Below are 14,351 nucleotides of genomic sequence, written 5' to 3'. Positions count from 1 at the left end.
GGGCGTGGGATGGACGGGGCATGGGAGCGACGGGGATGTGCGGGCGCGGGTCAGCTGGTGCGGGCGCGGGTGTCGAAGCGCTTCATGACGTCGAGGACCCGGTCCGGGGTGGGGCGGGTCATCTCGTCGACAAGCCGTCCGTCGGAGAGGAACACCACGCGGTCGGCGTAGCCGGCGGCGACGGGGTCGTGGGTGACCATGACCACGGTCTGGCCGAGTTCGCGCACCGAGTCGCGCAGGAAGCCGAGGACCTCGGCGCCGGAGCGGGAGTCGAGGTTGCCGGTGGGCTCGTCGCCGAAGACGATCGCGGGCCGCGAAGCGAGGGCGCGGGCGACCGCGACGCGCTGCTGCTGACCGCCGGACAGCTGCGCGGGCCGGTGGTCGAGGCGCTCGGAGAGGCCGACCATGGAGACCACGCGGTCCAGCCACTGCCGGTCGGGGTGGCGGCCGGCGATGCTCAGCGGCAGCGTGATGTTCTCCAGCGCGGTCAGCGTCGGCAGCAGGTTGAACGCCTGGAAGACGAAGCCGATCCGGTCGCGGCGCAGCCGGGTCAGCGGCCGGTCGCGCAAGGAGCCCAGCTCGGTGGTGCCGATGCGGACGCCGCCGGAGGTGGGGGTGTCGAGCCCGGCGGCGCAGTGCATCAGAGTGGACTTGCCGCAGCCGGAGGGGCCCATGATCGCGGTGAACTCGCTCTCCCGGAAGCCGATGCTGACCCGGTCCAGGGCCACGACCCGGGTGTCGCCGCTGCCGTAGACCTTCGTCAGGTCGGTGGTGGCGGCCGCGATCCCGGGGGCCGGGTTCGGCGGGTACGGGGTGAGGGGGACGGTGGTCACGGGGACTCCTCTTCGGTGCGGACGGTGCACTTCGAAGGGTGTCCGGGCGACGTATCGGGACCCGCGCCGGCGTGTATCGGCGTCCGCTCCGCTTCGTAGCGGTTCCGCGGAGCCGGGCGGTCAGGCCGGCAGGCGCAGAGTGGCGACGGCCCCACCGTCCGGGGCGTTGTCCAGGTGAAGCTCGGCACCGAGCAGCCGAGCCTGTCCGAGGGCAATGGTCAGGCCCAGGCCGTGGCCCGAACCGCGCCCGGCGGCGCCGCTGTGGAAGCGACGCGGGCCGTGGAGCAGCAGGTCCGCCGGGAAGCCGAGGCCGTGGTCGCGCACCACGACGGTGCGGCCCTCGACGGTGACCCGCACCGGGGCCCGTCCGTGGCGGTGGGCGTTGACGACGAGGTTGCTGACGATCCGTTCCAGGCGGCGCGGGTCGGTCTCCACGGTCGTGGCGTCCTCCGAGCGGTGCGCGTCCTCCGGGCCGTGCGCGGCGGCCGGGCCGTGCGCGGCGGCGACGGTGACCTCGGCGTCGAGGCCGGTGCGCGCCACGGCATCGGCGACGACCTCGCCGAGCGGAACCCGGGCGCGGACCGGCTGCTCGGCCCCGGCGTCCAGGCGGGAGATCTCGAGGAGGTCCTCGACCAGGGCGCGCAGGTCGCGCACCCTGGCGCGGAGCAGGTCCTCGGTCTCGCCGGGCGGCAGCAGGTCGACGGTGGCCAGCAGGCCGCCGACGGGTGTGCGCAGCTCGTGAGCCACGTCCGCGGTGAACTGGCGCTCGGTGCGCAGCCGCCGGCCGAGGCTGTCGGCCATGAGGTCGACGGTGGCCGCGATGTCGGCGACCTCGTCGTTGCCCCCGGTGGGCCCGGTCCGGGCATCGAGGTCACCGGCGGAGATCCGGACCGCGGTTTCGGAGACCTGCCGCAGCCGACGGGCGACCAGCCCGGCGCCGTAGACGGCCAGAGGCGTGGCCGCCGCGAGCGCGACCAGCGACGCGACGGTCATGGTCAGGTCGAGCCGGTGCAGTCCGTAGAGTTGCGGGCCCGTGTTGACCCGGACGGCGAGGACCGGGCTGCCGGGGCCGGCGGTTCGCTGGGCGGCCCAGACGCTCGGCCCGAGGGGTCCGTCGACCCGCCCGTCGTAGACCGTGTGCCGGGCGTCGTCGGCCGGGTGGCGCAGCTCGGCGGGCAGCTCGGCCGGGTCGAGTTCGGCTCCGTCCGCCAGAGTTCCGGTGCGTCGGTAGACGTCCATGGCCGAGTACACGGCGTTGAAGGCCTGCGCCTCGGCCCGGCTCCGGATGTCGCGGGCGGTCCACAGGTGCACGAGCACGCCCACCGCCGCCACGACCAGGCAGGCCGTGGCCGCCGCCAGCGCGGCGATCTTCCACCGCAGGGACGCCCGGGCCGGCCGCGGCCGGCGGAACCCGCGCACCGGGCTCAGCGCCTGAACTTGTAGCCGAAGCCGCGGACCGTCTCGATCCGCTCCCGCCCCAGCTTCCTGCGCAGCCGCTGCACGCACAGGTCCACGACCCGGCTGTCGCCGTCCCAGCCGTAGTCCCAGACGTTGCGCAGCAGGGTGTGCCGCTCCAGAACCACGCCCGGGTGTGCGGCGAACTCCAGGAGCAGCTTCAGCTCGGTCGGGGTGAGCGCCACCGGTTCTCCGGCGACGGCCACCTCCAGTCCTGCGGTGTCGAGGCGCAGGTCCCCGAACACCAGCACCTCCCCGTCGACGGGCGGCGCCCCGGCAGTGACGCGCTCGGGCTGAGAGGCGGCGGACGGCGTGTAGGTGGCCCGCCGCAGCAACGAGCGGATGCGTGCGACCAGCACGTAGGTGTCCACGGGCTTGACCACGTAGTCGTCCGCCCCGGCCTCCAGGCCGGCGACGACGTCGAGCCCGTCGCCACGGGCGGACATCATCAGGACGGGTACCAGGCTGGTCTCCCGGACTCTCCTGCACAGGCCGATCCCGTCCAGCCCAGGCAGCATCACGTCGAGGATCAGCAGGTCGAAACTCCCGTCACGGAAGATCTCCAGCCCGCTCAGACCGTCGGCGGCGGCCGCCATCTCGTAGCCGTAACGTTCCAGCGCGACCGTGAAGGACCGGCGCATCAGATCGTCGTCCTCCACCAGCAGCACGCGGACCGGGCGCGAGGAAGCCCCAGCCGGGGCGGAAGATGACACGGGCGGATGCTCCTGTTCGAACGGTCCGGTGACCAGCCGACTGCCCACGGGACGGCAGCCACAAGGGGACGATACGGCAGGCACCGAACACGCCCCCGGCGCGCGGCAGGACCTGCGACGCCATTCCCACACCCCCTCTCCTACGCGAAACCCCAGGTCATCCCAGGTGCGATCGGCCCGACCACCGAGGGGGGCCGCCGTACTCCCGCACCCTGTCCGCCCCTTCGCACGGACCGGCGCGCCCATTCGATGGACAACCAAGCGCTCCCTGATACCCACCCGATACAGAACCCCCGTCGGCCCCGGCGACACCCTCCCGACCACGACCCGGGAGGAGTCGGCCGGCTGCCCGACCGACGGCTCCGTGGTCTCGGTTCGGGCTTCCGTCCCGTCAGGGCTTTGATCCGCCCCAATCGCGCGGGGCGGCCGTACGCGTGGTGTCGGGCCCGTCGCGGTTGCGGGGCCGGGCCCGGGGTGCCTCAATGGCCCCGGCGGCGACCGCCGCCTGCGGGCGAGGAGGGCGGACATGCCACGGGTCGCGGTGAACGGGGTCGAGCTCTTCTACGAGGTGGGCGGGGACGGCGAGCCGCTGGCCCTGGTGCACGGCTCGTGGGGCGACCACGGCAGCTGGGGGCCCGTCCTGCCCGCCCTCGCGCCGAGGTTCCGGGTCCTCGCGGGCGGGGCCGGCGGTACCAGGAGTACAGCGAGACCTGTTCCAAGCGGTATTCGGAGGGCCCGCATCCGAACGGGTCGGCGCTGCGCCGCAACCGACCGGGCCCGGTGGGCAGATGAGCCCATAGGCTTCCACCATGTCGAACCATGCCCTCGCCGAACGCCACCGGCTCGCCCAACTCCTCACCGCTGCCGGGCCGGACGCCCCCACCCTCTGTGAGGGGTGGACGACCCGGGATCTGGCCGCGCACCTGGTGGTCCGGGAGCGGCGGCCCGATGCGGCGGCGGGGATCCGGGTCGGGGCGCTGGCCGGGTGGACGCGGCGGGTGCAGGACGGGTACGCCGAGCGGCCGTACGAGGAGTTGGTGCGGCTGTTCCGGGCCGGGCCTCCGGTCTACTCGCCGTTCGCCCTGCCCGGCGCGGACGAGGCGGCGAACACCGTCGAGTACTTCGTCCACGCCGAGGACGTGCTGCGCGCGGCCGACGACTGGACGCCGCAGCCCGTCCCGCCTGGCCGGGCCGAGGCCCTCTGGCGGCGCCTCCCCATGATCGCCCGCCTGGAGGCCGGCCGCCGCTCCCCCGTCCGGCTGGCGCTCGTCCACCCCGACGGCCGCTCCCTCACCGTCGGCCCCGCCGGCTCCCCCACCGTCCGCCTCACCGGCGAACCCGCCGAACTCGTGCTCTTCACCTACGGCCGCGGCGCCCGGACCACCCTCACCGTCGACGGCGACCCCGACGCCCTCGAAGCCCTCCGCCACGTCCTGCCGCTGCCCCCGAAGTAGCAGAGCAGCGGAAGCCGGTGTGGCCTCTCGGCATGCCGAGGGGCGACGCTCGCGGGCGGGACCGCGGGCGCGGGCGGTCAGCTTCCGGGGCGGCCCTTGGAGATGAAGAGCTGGACGGGGGTGTCCGTCGCCGTGGTGTGCCCGGGCAGGGGCGCGGAGTTGATGACCGAGCCGGCGGGCAGCTTCCAGTCGGTGAGTTCGTGGACCTCGTAGTGCAGTCCGGCCGCGTCGAGCAGCTGGGTGGCGGCGTCCCGGGTCAGGCCGGCGACCGGGGGGACGGTCACGGTCGTGGCGCCGGGTGCGGGCGGGGCGACGGGGGACGGGGTGCCTTTGGTCGCGGAAAGGGAGGAAGGGGAGGCGGAGGGGGACGGGGGCGCGGAGTGGACGGCCGGGGCCGGCGCGGTCCCGGCCGGGCGGTCGCCGCCGCTCGGCGATCCGGGCAGGAGCAGGGCCGCGCCCGTGGCGATGGCGGCCACCGCCGCCACGGCCGCGGCCCCGGTGAGGGCGGTGCGCCGGCGGACCGTGCGCCGGATTCCGGCGGCGTCGATCACGGGGGTGGCGGTGGTGTCGGCGAACGCGGTCATGGCGGCGAGGAGTTCCTTGTCGAAGTCGGGGTCGGGGCCTGGGGTGGGGACGGGGTCCTGGGGCGGGAAGCGGATCATCACGCACCTTCACGCGGGGTCGACGACGCGGACGGGGCGTCCTGCCTGGGCAGCGCGGCCCGCAGTTTCGCGAGCCCGCGGGAGAGTTGCGAGCGCACGGCGCCCGGGGAGATGTCGAGGGTCTGCGCGATCTCCCGGTCCCCCAGGTCGTGGAGGTAGTACAGGACGACCACGGTGCGCATCCCCATCGGCAGGGTGTGCAGCGCCGCGACGAGTTCGGCGCGCAGTTCCACCGACCGGTAGGCGTCGCGGGGGTCGGGGTGTTCGACGGCGGGCTCCGGCGCGGGGCGCTCGCCCGAGCGGTGCAGGCGCCGCCAGCGGTCGTTGGCCAGGTTCACGAGGATCCGGCGCACGTACGCCTCGGGCACCTCGGCGCGCGCGACCCGCCGCCAGTGCCGGCAGGCCCGTTCCAGGGCCTCCTGGACGAGGTCCTCCGCGGTGTGGGCGTCGCCGGTAAGCACGTACGCCGTGCGGAACAGCGCGCCCGAACGCTGTTCCACGAACTCGACGAAGTCGATCCCGGGACTGCCCCTGCGCAGCCTCACCCGTGGCCTCACTCTCTGCCGCCGTCTTTTCCACCCTCTTGACGGCGCCCGCCCGCCGGCTGCTGCACGGCGGGCTGGGAAGTGACGCGGCTCACAGCGGGCCCCGGCGGCCTCCCCCGGCTGCGGATGTCAGACCCCGGGTGCAGACTCGCAGGTGGCCGGGGTCCGACCCGGGCACGCCCGGCCGTCCCTCCGTCGAAGGGCACCCCGCACATGCTCACCACCGACTTCCCCATCGGCTCGCCCTGCTGGATCGACCTGGGCAGCCCGGACATCCCCGCCACCGCCGGGTTCTACAACCAGGTGTTCGGCTGGACGTTCCTGGAGATCCCCGGGACCGGCGGCTACGGGTTCGTCCAGCTGGACGGCAGGACCGTCGGCGCCATCGGTCACCTCGACCAGGGCGCGCGGTCCGCGTGGACGACGTACTTCCGCACCGCCGACGCGGACGCCACCGCCAAGGCGGCCGAGCAGGCCGGCGCCGGCGTCCGGGTGCCGCCGTCGGACGTCATGCAGGAGGGTCGGTTCGCCGCGCTCACCGACCCGCAGGGCGCCGATTTCGCCGTCTGGCAGGCGGGGAGCACCAAGGGGCTGGACGCGGTGTCCGAGGAGGGCGCCCTGGTCTGGGCCGAGCTGCACACCTCCGCCCCGGACGTCGCCTTCGCCTTCTACGAGAAGCTGTTCGGCTGGCGGGTGGAGAACTTCGAGCCGTCGCCGGGGATGAGCTACCGGGTGGTCTCCACCGCCGAGGGCGACCAGCAGGCGACCAGCTTCGGCGGCATCGCGCCGACCATGGCCCCGGCGCAGCCGTCCGCCTGGACGCCGTACTTCGCGACCGCGGACGTGGACGCGCGGGTGGCCAAGGCGACGGCGGCGGGCGGCTCGGTGCTGATGGGGCCCGAGAACGTGAAGAACGTCGGCCGGATCGCGTGGGTCGCGGACCCGAACGGCGCCCCCTTCGCGCTGATCAAGGGCGACCCGAACCAGGCCTGAGCGAAGGAACAACGGACACGGTGCCTGTTCGCGTTCGCAAAACGCGCTCGCGAACAAGCACCGCGAAAAACTCACCGCACCGGGTGCCCGGCCTCCCGCAGCGCGCCCTTGACCTCGCCGATCCGCAGGTCCCCGAAGTGGAACACGCTGGCGGCCAGCACCGCGTCCGCGCCCGCGTCGACGGCCGGCGCGAAGTCCGCGAGCTTGCCCGCGCCGCCGGAGGCGATCACCGGCACCGAGACGCTCTTGCGCACGGCCCGGATCAGCTCCAGGTCGTAGCCGTCCTTGGTGCCGTCCGCGTCCATCGAGTTGAGCAGGATCTCGCCGGCGCCCAGTTCGGCGGCGCGGCCCGCCCAGGCGACGGCGTCGAGCCCGGTGCCCTGCCGCCCGCCGTGGGTGGTGACCTCGAAGCCGGACTCGGTCTCCGTCCCGGGCGGGCAGCGCCGGGCGTCCACCGAGAGCACCAGGACCTGCCGCCCGAACCGCTGGGCGATCTCGCGGACCAGCTCCGGCCGGGCGATGGCCGCGGTGTTGACGCCGACCTTGTCGGCGCCGGCCCGCAGCAGCTTGTCGACGTCCTCGACGGCACGGATGCCGCCGCCCACCGTGAGCGGGATGAAGACCTGTTCGGCGGTGCGGCGGACCACGTCGTAGGTGGTCTCCCGGTCGCCGGAGGAGGCGGTGATGTCGAGGAAGGTCAGCTCGTCGGCGCCTTCGGCGTCGTAGAGCTTGGCCATCTCGACCGGGTCGCCGGCGTCGCGCAGGTTCTGGAAGTTGACGCCCTTGACCACCCGCCCGGCGTCCACGTCCAGGCAGGGGATGACACGTACTGCGAGGGTCACGGCTGTTCGCCTTCCACAACTTCCGGGGCTTCCGAGGCTTCCGGGACGTCCGCAACTTCCGGGGCGTCCGGGGTTTCCGGGGCTTCCAGGGTCTTTGCCAGTCCGGACCGGTACGCGTCGAGTTCGACCTCGACCAGCATCCGGGAGTCGATCAGCCCGTCGACCACCACCATGGTGGCCACCGGGCGTGCGGCGTCGAAGAGTTCGCGGTGGGCGCGGCCCACCTCCTCGGCGTCGCGGACGTGGGTGATGTACATCCGGGTGCGGACCACGTCGTCGGTGGTCAGACCGTACGCGGCCAGGGCGGTGAGCCCGACGCCGAACGCGGCGAGGGTCTGCCGGTACGGGTCGCCCTCGTGCTCGATCCGGCCGTCCACCCAGGCGGTGGAACCGGCCACGTGCACGTGGTCGCCCGCGGCGACGGCCCGGGAGTAGCCGAACTCGTCCTCCCAGGGGGAGAATCCGCCGACCCGACCGGCCACGACCCGACCGGCCACGACCTGCCCGGCCTCGCCCCGACCGGCTACGACCTGCCCGCGTACGATCCGACCGTCCGTCATCCTGAAACCGCCTCCAGGGCCTCTTCGAGGGTGAACTTCTGCTCGTAGAGTGCCTTGCCCACGATGGCGCCCTCGACACCCTCGCCCACGAGCGAGGCGATGGCGCGCAGGTCGTCGAGCGAGGAGACGCCGCCGGAGGCGACCACGGGCCGGTCGGTCGCGGCGCAGACGTCGCGCAGCAGCTGGAGGTTGGGGCCGGTCAGGGTGCCGTCCCGGTTGACGTCGGTGACGACGTAGCGGGCGCAGCCCTCCGCGTTCAGCCGGGCCAGCACGTCGAAGAGCTGGCCGCCGTCGCGGGTCCAGCCGCGGCCGCGCAGGGTGGTGCCGACCACGTCCAGGCCGACGGCGATCTTGTCGCCGTGCTCGGCGATGGCCTTGGCGACCCACTCCGGGGCCTCCAGGGCGGCGGTGCCGAGGTTGACCCGGGTGCAGCCGGTGGCGAGCGCGCGGGCGAGCGACTCGTCGTCGCGGATGCCGCCGGACAGCTCGACCTTGACGTCCAGCTGTCCGGTGACCTCGCGCAGCAGCTCGTAGTTGCTGCCGGTGCCGAAGGCGGCGTCGAGGTCGACCAGGTGCAGCCACTCGGCGCCGGCGTTCTGCCAGGCGAGGGCGGCGGCGAGCGGCTCGCCGAAGGAGGTCTCGGTGCCGGAGGCGCCCTTGACCAGGCGGACGGCCTGGCCGTCACGGACGTCGACGGCGGGCAGCAGTTCGAGGCTCATCAGAGATCCAACTCTCAGAAAGTCAGAGGGTGTTGACCCAGTTGGTCAGCAGGGCGGCGCCGGCGTCGCCGGACTTCTCGGGGTGGAACTGGGTGGCCCACAGCGGGCCGTTCTCGACGGCCGCGACGAACGGCTGCCCGTGGGTGGCCCAGGTGACCAGCGGCGGGTTGATCCGCGCGCTGTGGGTCTCCAGCTCCCAGTGCCGCACCCCGTAGGAGTGCACGAAGTAGAAGCGGGTCTCCGGGTCGAGGCCGGCGAACATCCGGCTGCCCTCGGGGACGTCCACGGTGTTCCAGCCCATGTGCGGGACGACGGGGGCCTCCAGCGGCTCGACGACGCCCGGCCACTCGTCGCAGCCGGCCGTCTCCACGCCGTGCTCGACCCCCTTCTCGAAGAGGATCTGCATGCCGACGCAGATGCCCATGACCGGTCGGCCCCCGGCGAGCCGGCGGCCGATGATCCAGTCCCCGCGGACGGACTTGAGCCCGCGCATGCAGGCCTCGTAGGCGCCCACGCCGGGGACGAGCAGGCCGTCCGCGGCCATCGCGGTGTCGTAGTCGGAGCTGACCGTGACGTCCGCCCCGGTCCGCTCCAGGGCGCGCTGCGCGGAGCGGAGGTTGCCGGAGCCGTAGTCGAGGACGACGACGTTCTTGCCCATGTTCAGGTGTCCAGTCTCTCTACGGCGGGTGTTACAGGCGCATGAGGCCGGAGGCCAGGCACATCACGGCGCCGAAGGCCAGCACCAGGATGACGCTCTTCGACTGCTTCTGCTTCCAGAAGGAGATGACTCCGCCGGCCAGGAAGAGGCCGACGAAGATGAGGATCATCGCAGTATTGCTCACAGCGCACCCTTGGTGGACGGGAGGATTCCGGCCGCGCGCGGGTCGCGCTCGGCGGCGTAGCGCAGCGCCCGGGCCAGCGCCTTGAACTGGCACTCCACGATGTGGTGCGCGTTGCGCCCGTACGGCACGTGGACGTGCAGCGCGATCTGCGCCTGGGCCACGAAGGACTCCAGGATGTGCCGGGTCATCGTGGTGTCGTACGAGCCGATCATCGGGGCGATGCCCTCGGGCTCGGTGTGCACCAGGTACGGCCGGCCGGAGAGGTCCACGGTGACCTGGGCGAGCGACTCGTCCAGCGGCACCGTGCAGTTGCCGAAGCGGTAGATGCCCACCTTGTCGCCGAGCGCCTGCTTGAAGGCGGCGCCGAGCGCGAGGGCGGTGTCCTCGATGGTGTGGTGGGTGTCGATGTGCAGGTCGCCGTCGGTCTTGACGGTGAGGTCGAACAGGCCGTGCCGGCCGAGCTGGTCGAGCATGTGGTCGTAGAAGCCGACGCCGGTGGAGATGTCGGTCCTCCCGGTGCCGTCGAGGTCTATCTCGACCAGGACCGAGGTCTCCTTGGTGGTGCGCTCGACGCGTCCGATGCGGGACATGGGGTTAGAGCTCCTTGATCACAGAACGGACGGCGTCCAGGAAGGCGTCGTTCTCGGCGGGCGTGCCGGCGGTGACGCGCAGCCACCCGGGGACGCCGTTGTCGCGGACCAGGACGCCCTGGTCGAGGATGGCCTGCCACACCGCGTGGGTGTCGGCGAAGCGGCCGAACTGGACGAAGTTGGCGTCCGAGTCGGTGACGTCCAGGCCCATCCCCCGCAGCGCGTCGACCAGCCGGTCGCGCTCCTCCTTGAGCCGCCCGACGTACCCGAGCAGGGTGTCGGTGTGCTCCAGGCAGGCCAGCGCGGTGGCCTGGGTGACGGCCGACAGGTGGTACGGCAGGCGCACCAGCTGGACGGCGTCCACCACGGCCGGGTCGGCGGCCAGGTAGCCCAGGCGCAGTCCGGCCGCGCCGAAGGCCTTGGACATGGTGCGGCTGACCACCAGGTTGGGGCGGCCCTCGATCAGCGGCAGCAGCGAGGCGCGGTGCGAGAACTCGACGTACGCCTCGTCCACCACCACCAGGCTGGGCCGGGCGGCCTGCGCGGCCTCGTACAGCCGCAGCACGGTGTCGGCGTCCACGGCGGTGCCGGTCGGGTTGTTGGGCGAGCAGATGAACACCACGTTCGGCCGGTGCTCCGCGATGGCGGTGACGGCGGCGTCCACGTCGATGGTGAAGTCGTCGTTGCGCGGGCCGGAGATCCAGGCGGTGCCGGTGCCCCGGGAGATCAGCGCGTGCATCGAGTACGAGGGCTCGAAGCCGAGCGCGCTGCGGCCGGGGCCGCCGAAGGTCTGCAGCAACTGCTGGAGCACCTCGTTGGAGCCGTTGGCGGCCCACACCTGCTCCCGGGCGACCGGGAAGCCGGTGGTCTTCCCGAGGTACGCGGCGAGGCCCTCGCGCAGCTCGACCGCGTCCCGGTCGGGGTAGCGGTTCAGCCCGCGGGCGGCCTCGGCGACGCGCTCGGCGATCCGGGCGACCAGCTCCTCGGGCAGCGGGTACGGGTTCTCGTTGGTGTTCAGCTGGACGGGCACGTCCAGCTGCGGCGCGCCGTACGGGGACTGGCCGCGCAGCTCGTCCCGGATCGGGAGGTCGTCGATACGAGTCATGGCGGTCACGCTCCCGGCACCGTCCAATCGCTGTGCCAGTTCTGTTCGTCTCCGACAAAACGTGCCTTGATGGCGTCCCCGTGCCCCGGCAGGTCCTCGGCGTTCGCCAGGTTGACCACGTGCGCGGCGACGTCCGCCAGCGCCTCCCGGTCGTACTCGACGACCTGGACGCCGCGCAGGAAGGTCTGCACCGACAGCCCGGAGGAGTGGCAGGCGCAGCCGCCGGTCGGCAGCACGTGGTTGGAGCCGGCCGCGTAGTCGCCCAGCGAGACCGGGGTCCAGCGGCCGATGAAGATCGCGCCGGCGTTGACCACCCGGGCGGCCACCGCGTGGGCGTCGCGGGTCTGGATCTCCAGGTGCTCGGCCGCGTACGCGTTGACCACGGCGAGGCCCTGCTCCAGGTCGTCGACCAGGATGATGCCGGACTGCCGGCCGCCGAGCGCCTCGGCCACCCGCTCGCCGTGCTTGGTCCGCGCGACCTGCACGGCCAGCTCGGCCTCGACCGCGTCGGCGAGCGCCGGGGAGTCGGTGACCAGCACCGAGCCGGAGGTCGGGCCGTGCTCGGCCTGGCTGATCAGGTCGGCGGCGACGTCGGACGGCAGCGCGCTGTCGTCGGCGAGGACGGCGATCTCGGTCGGGCCGGCCTCGGAGTCGATGCCGATCCGGCCGGCGAAGTAGCGCTTGGCGGCGGCGACGTAGATGTTGCCGGGGCCGGTGACCACGTTCACCGGCGCGCACTCCTCGGTGCCGAGGGCGAACATCGCGACCGCCTGGGCGCCGCCGACGGAGTAGACCTCGTCCACGCCGAGCAGCGCGCAGGCCGCCAGGATGGCCGGGTGGACGCTCCCCCCGAACTCCTTCTGCGGCGGCGAGGTGACGGCGATGCCCCGGACGCCCGCCTCCTGGGCCGGCACCACGTTCATCACCACGGAGGACGGGTAGACCGCCAGCCCGCCCGGCACGTAGAGGCCGACCCGCTCGACCGGCACCCAGCGCTGGGTGACCGTGCCGCCCGGCACCACCTGGGTGGTGTGCCCGGTGCGGCGCTGGTCGGCGTGCACGGCGCGGGCCCGGCGGATCGACTCCTCCAGGGCGGCCCGCACCTTCGGGTCCAGCGTCTCCAGGGCCTCGGTCAGCTGCTCGGCCGGGACCCGGGTCGACTCCAGCCGGACGCCGTCGAAGCGTTCGGTGATCTCGATCAGCGCCGCGACCCCGCGATGGCGTACGTCCTCGGCGATCGGCCGCACCTTCTCCAGGGCGGCCGCGACGTCGAACTCGGCACGGGGCAGCAGGTCACGCGGGTCGTCCAGCGAGCCGCGGAGGTCGATTCGAGAGATCACGCCACCCAGTGTAAGGAGTGGCCGGAACCGCTGGTCCCGCATTTCAGTCCGTGATACGAAAGGCGAGACGACCGGGGGGACGGGGAAAACCATGGCGGAGCGCGCTCCAGAGGGCTGGACGGACACGGAACGCGCGCTCTGGGAGGCCTACCGCCAGGGCGAGATCCTGGACCGCCGCAGTGGCGAAGCCAACACCGACGACCCCTTCGGCGACGCCCCCTGGGGCCCCGACCGCACCGTCCGCGCCGAGGTGCTCGCCCATCTGCTGCTGGTAGGACCGGAGCCCGCCCCCGGGCGGGTCGCCTCGCTGCGGTTCAGCGGCGTCCTGGTCACCGGCGCGCTCAACCTGGCCGGGGGCGCCATCGACGACTACGTCGAGCTGCACGACTGCCGCTTCGCGCACAAGATCCTCATCTCCGAGGCGGCGGCCTCCACGCTGCGCTTCGTGAACTGCCTGATCCCCCGGCTGGAGGCCTCCCGGCTCTCCACCACCGGCGACCTCCACCTCGCCCGCTGCCGCGTCCCCGACGGCATCCGGCTCACCGACGCCCGGATCGGCACCGACCTGCTGCTCAACCAGACCGTCGTCGGCGGCGACCGCCACGGCCGCGCCGTCTCCGCCGACGGGATCACCGTCAACCAGGACTTCGAGGCCGAACGTCTGGAGACCCGGGGCGAGCTGAGCGTGCGCACCGCCCGGATAGGCGGCCGGCTCTCGCTGCGCGGCGCCCAGCTGCGCGCCGACCGGCGGCACAACCCCACCTGCCTCAACGCCGTGCGGGTCACCGTCGGCCACACCCTCTACCTGACCGGCTCCGCCGACCTCGGCTGGGTCGGCTCCCGCGGCTACTACGGCTCCGGCTACGGCGAGAACCCGCCGCCCGACGGGCCCGTCACCCCGTTCCGCGCCTTCGGCCGGGTACGGCTGTCCGACAGCCGCTTCGACGGCGCCTGCCTGGTCTCCGGCGAGTTCCACCTGGAGGGCGAGGACGAGCTCTCGCTGCGCCGCATCCACACCCCGGAGCTGCGCTTCACCTGCAAGGTCCGCCCGACCGGCACCGTCTCGCTCTCCCGGGCCCGGGTCGGCAACCTGGTCGACACCCCGGAGGCCTGGCCGCTCGGCAAGCACCTGGGCCTCACCGGCTTCGTCTACGAGAACCTGCGCCCGGTCGGCGCCTTCCCCGTCCAGCAGCGGATCGCCTGGCTGGAGGGCTCCTCGGTGGACTTCCAGCCCGAGTCCTACGAGCAGCTCGCGGCCGCCCTGCGCCGCGACGGCGCCGACGACGACGCCCGCGAGGTGCTGTACGCCAAGCAGCGCCGGCGCCGCCGCACCCTGCCGCTGCCGGCCCGGGTCTGGGGCGCCGTCCAGGACGCGACCGTCGGCTACGGCTACCGCCCGGGCCGGGCGGGCCTGTGGCTGCTGCTCGCCTGGGTCCTCGGCAGCCTCTGGTTCGCCACCCACCCGCTGGATCCGCTCAAGGCCGACGAGCGCCCGCACTGGAACCCGGTGCTGTACACCCTCAACCAGCTGCTGCCGATCGTGGACCTCAACCAGGGCGGCTGGAACCCCGGCGGCCTCACCCAGTGGATCTCCGCCGGGCTGGTCGTGGTCGGCTGGCTGCTCGCCTCCACGGTCGTGGCCGGCGCCACGCGGATGCTCCAGCGCGGTTGAGCCCTCCGGTTGACGGGCCCGGCGAG

General features: G+C 73.4%; 16 protein-coding genes. 3 read left to right on the top strand and 13 right to left on the bottom strand.

Annotation, left to right across the window (positions count from 1 at the left end):
* Positions 1–50: 50 nt before the first annotated feature.
* The 3 genes from ACLWS4_RS05320 to cseB all read right to left on the bottom strand — a co-directional run bounded on the left by ACLWS4_RS05320 (position 51) and on the right by cseB (position 2,929).
* A complete protein-coding gene (locus tag ACLWS4_RS05320) occupies positions 51–785 on the bottom strand; it encodes an ABC transporter ATP-binding protein (RefSeq protein ID WP_388044161.1) in 735 nt (244 codons plus the stop codon).
* Between the two features lie 168 nt (positions 786–953).
* A complete protein-coding gene (locus ACLWS4_RS05315; RefSeq protein ID WP_416873466.1) occupies positions 954–2,252 on the bottom strand; it encodes a HAMP domain-containing sensor histidine kinase in 1,299 nt (432 codons plus the stop codon).
* A 5-nt stretch (positions 2,253–2,257) separates the two neighbouring features.
* Positions 2,258–2,929, bottom strand: a complete 672-nt coding sequence (gene cseB / locus ACLWS4_RS05310; protein WP_241852745.1) for a two-component system response regulator CseB — start codon at positions 2,927–2,929, stop codon at positions 2,258–2,260.
* Positions 2,930–3,810: 881 nt separating this feature from the next.
* Between cseB and ACLWS4_RS05305 the strand changes: the two genes are divergently transcribed.
* Positions 3,811–4,455, top strand: a complete 645-nt coding sequence (locus ACLWS4_RS05305; RefSeq protein WP_074000941.1) for a TIGR03085 family metal-binding protein — start codon at positions 3,811–3,813, stop codon at positions 4,453–4,455.
* A 77-nt stretch (positions 4,456–4,532) separates the two neighbouring features.
* Here ACLWS4_RS05305 and ACLWS4_RS05300 read toward each other — a convergent pair whose 3' ends face one another.
* Complete coding sequence (locus ACLWS4_RS05300; RefSeq protein WP_416873465.1) at positions 4,533–5,117, bottom strand: PASTA domain-containing protein; 585 nt, start codon at positions 5,115–5,117, stop codon at positions 4,533–4,535.
* Positions 5,117–5,656, bottom strand: a complete 540-nt coding sequence (locus ACLWS4_RS05295; protein WP_255357401.1) for a SigE family RNA polymerase sigma factor — start codon at positions 5,654–5,656, stop codon at positions 5,117–5,119. The genes ACLWS4_RS05300 and ACLWS4_RS05295 overlap by 1 nt, the downstream gene beginning before the upstream one ends.
* Before the next feature lie 219 nt (positions 5,657–5,875).
* Here ACLWS4_RS05295 and ACLWS4_RS05290 point away from each other — a divergent pair, with 219 nt between their 5' ends.
* Positions 5,876–6,655 (top strand): VOC family protein, encoded by a 780-nt coding sequence (locus tag ACLWS4_RS05290; RefSeq protein WP_375873978.1) that lies wholly within the window; start codon positions 5,876–5,878, stop codon positions 6,653–6,655.
* Between the two features lie 71 nt (positions 6,656–6,726).
* Here the strand turns inward: ACLWS4_RS05290 and hisF are convergent, their stop codons facing one another.
* Genes hisF through hisD form a run of 8 tightly spaced genes read right to left on the bottom strand, consistent with a single transcriptional unit; the run spans position 6,727 to position 12,653 of the window.
* Complete coding sequence (hisF, locus tag ACLWS4_RS05285; protein ID WP_049650364.1) at positions 6,727–7,497, bottom strand: imidazole glycerol phosphate synthase subunit HisF; 771 nt, start codon at positions 7,495–7,497, stop codon at positions 6,727–6,729.
* A complete protein-coding gene (locus ACLWS4_RS05280; protein WP_416873464.1) occupies positions 7,494–8,057 on the bottom strand; it encodes a RidA family protein in 564 nt (187 codons plus the stop codon). Before ACLWS4_RS05280 ends, hisF begins: the two co-directional genes overlap by 4 nt.
* Positions 8,054–8,779, bottom strand: a complete 726-nt coding sequence (gene priA / locus ACLWS4_RS05275; protein ID WP_107086387.1) for a bifunctional 1-(5-phosphoribosyl)-5-((5-phosphoribosylamino)methylideneamino)imidazole-4-carboxamide isomerase/phosphoribosylanthranilate isomerase PriA — start codon at positions 8,777–8,779, stop codon at positions 8,054–8,056. The genes ACLWS4_RS05280 and priA overlap by 4 nt, the downstream gene beginning before the upstream one ends.
* Before the next feature lie 19 nt (positions 8,780–8,798).
* Entirely contained in the window at positions 8,799–9,434 is a 636-nt protein-coding gene (hisH, locus tag ACLWS4_RS05270) for an imidazole glycerol phosphate synthase subunit HisH (protein WP_049650366.1), read from the bottom strand.
* A 31-nt stretch (positions 9,435–9,465) separates the two neighbouring features.
* Positions 9,466–9,603: a hypothetical protein gene (locus ACLWS4_RS05265; protein ID WP_049650367.1), complete on the bottom strand. Its 138-nt coding sequence runs from the start codon at positions 9,601–9,603 to the stop codon at positions 9,466–9,468.
* A gap of 11 nt (positions 9,604–9,614) precedes the next feature.
* Positions 9,615–10,208, bottom strand: coding sequence for an imidazoleglycerol-phosphate dehydratase HisB (gene hisB / locus ACLWS4_RS05260; RefSeq protein WP_049650368.1), 594 nt, complete (start codon positions 10,206–10,208; stop codon positions 9,615–9,617).
* A 4-nt stretch (positions 10,209–10,212) separates the two neighbouring features.
* Complete coding sequence (locus tag ACLWS4_RS05255; RefSeq protein WP_416873463.1) at positions 10,213–11,313, bottom strand: histidinol-phosphate transaminase; 1,101 nt, start codon at positions 11,311–11,313, stop codon at positions 10,213–10,215.
* Positions 11,314–11,318: 5 nt separating this feature from the next.
* The gene (gene hisD, locus ACLWS4_RS05250) at positions 11,319–12,653 is read right to left on the bottom strand and encodes a histidinol dehydrogenase (RefSeq protein WP_375873980.1); all 1,335 of its coding nucleotides are present in this window, start codon (positions 12,651–12,653) and stop codon (positions 11,319–11,321) included.
* Between the two features lie 91 nt (positions 12,654–12,744).
* Here hisD and ACLWS4_RS05245 point away from each other — a divergent pair, with 91 nt between their 5' ends.
* The gene (locus ACLWS4_RS05245; RefSeq protein ID WP_388043637.1) at positions 12,745–14,325 is read left to right on the top strand and encodes an oxidoreductase; all 1,581 of its coding nucleotides are present in this window, start codon (positions 12,745–12,747) and stop codon (positions 14,323–14,325) included.
* Positions 14,326–14,351 lie beyond the last annotated feature (26 nt).

It is taken from the genome of Kitasatospora sp. SC0581, from assembly GCF_048159585.1.
Lineage (GTDB): Bacteria > Actinomycetota > Actinomycetes > Streptomycetales > Streptomycetaceae > Kitasatospora.
Note: the sequence above shows the minus strand (reverse complement) of the source record. Positions and strands in the feature narration are given on the sequence as shown.

What these genes read in the sequence shown, in the direction of transcription:
- ACLWS4_RS05265 (WP_049650367.1), bottom strand. Translation starts at nt 9,603, where the DNA reads ATGATCCTCATCTTCGTCGGCCTCTTCCTGGCCGGCGGAGTCATCTCC.
- ACLWS4_RS05290 (WP_375873978.1), top strand. Translation starts at nt 5,876, where the DNA reads ATGCTCACCACCGACTTCCCCATCGGCTCGCCCTGCTGGATCGACCTG.
- ACLWS4_RS05300 (WP_416873465.1), bottom strand. Translation starts at nt 5,117, where the DNA reads ATGATCCGCTTCCCGCCCCAGGACCCCGTCCCCACCCCAGGCCCCGAC.
- cseB (WP_241852745.1), bottom strand. Translation starts at nt 2,929, where the DNA reads ATGCGCCGGTCCTTCACGGTCGCGCTGGAACGTTACGGCTACGAGATG.
- ACLWS4_RS05280 (WP_416873464.1), bottom strand. Translation starts at nt 8,057, where the DNA reads ATGACGGACGGTCGGATCGTACGCGGGCAGGTCGTAGCCGGTCGGGGC.
- hisB (WP_049650368.1), bottom strand. Translation starts at nt 10,208, where the DNA reads ATGTCCCGCATCGGACGCGTCGAGCGCACCACCAAGGAGACCTCGGTC.
- hisH (WP_049650366.1), bottom strand. Translation starts at nt 9,434, where the DNA reads ATGGGCAAGAACGTCGTCGTCCTCGACTACGGCTCCGGCAACCTCCGC.
- ACLWS4_RS05255 (WP_416873463.1), bottom strand. Translation starts at nt 11,313, where the DNA reads ATGACTCGTATCGACGACCTCCCGATCCGGGACGAGCTGCGCGGCCAG.
- ACLWS4_RS05245 (WP_388043637.1), top strand. Translation starts at nt 12,745, where the DNA reads ATGGCGGAGCGCGCTCCAGAGGGCTGGACGGACACGGAACGCGCGCTC.
- ACLWS4_RS05305 (WP_074000941.1), top strand. Translation starts at nt 3,811, where the DNA reads ATGTCGAACCATGCCCTCGCCGAACGCCACCGGCTCGCCCAACTCCTC.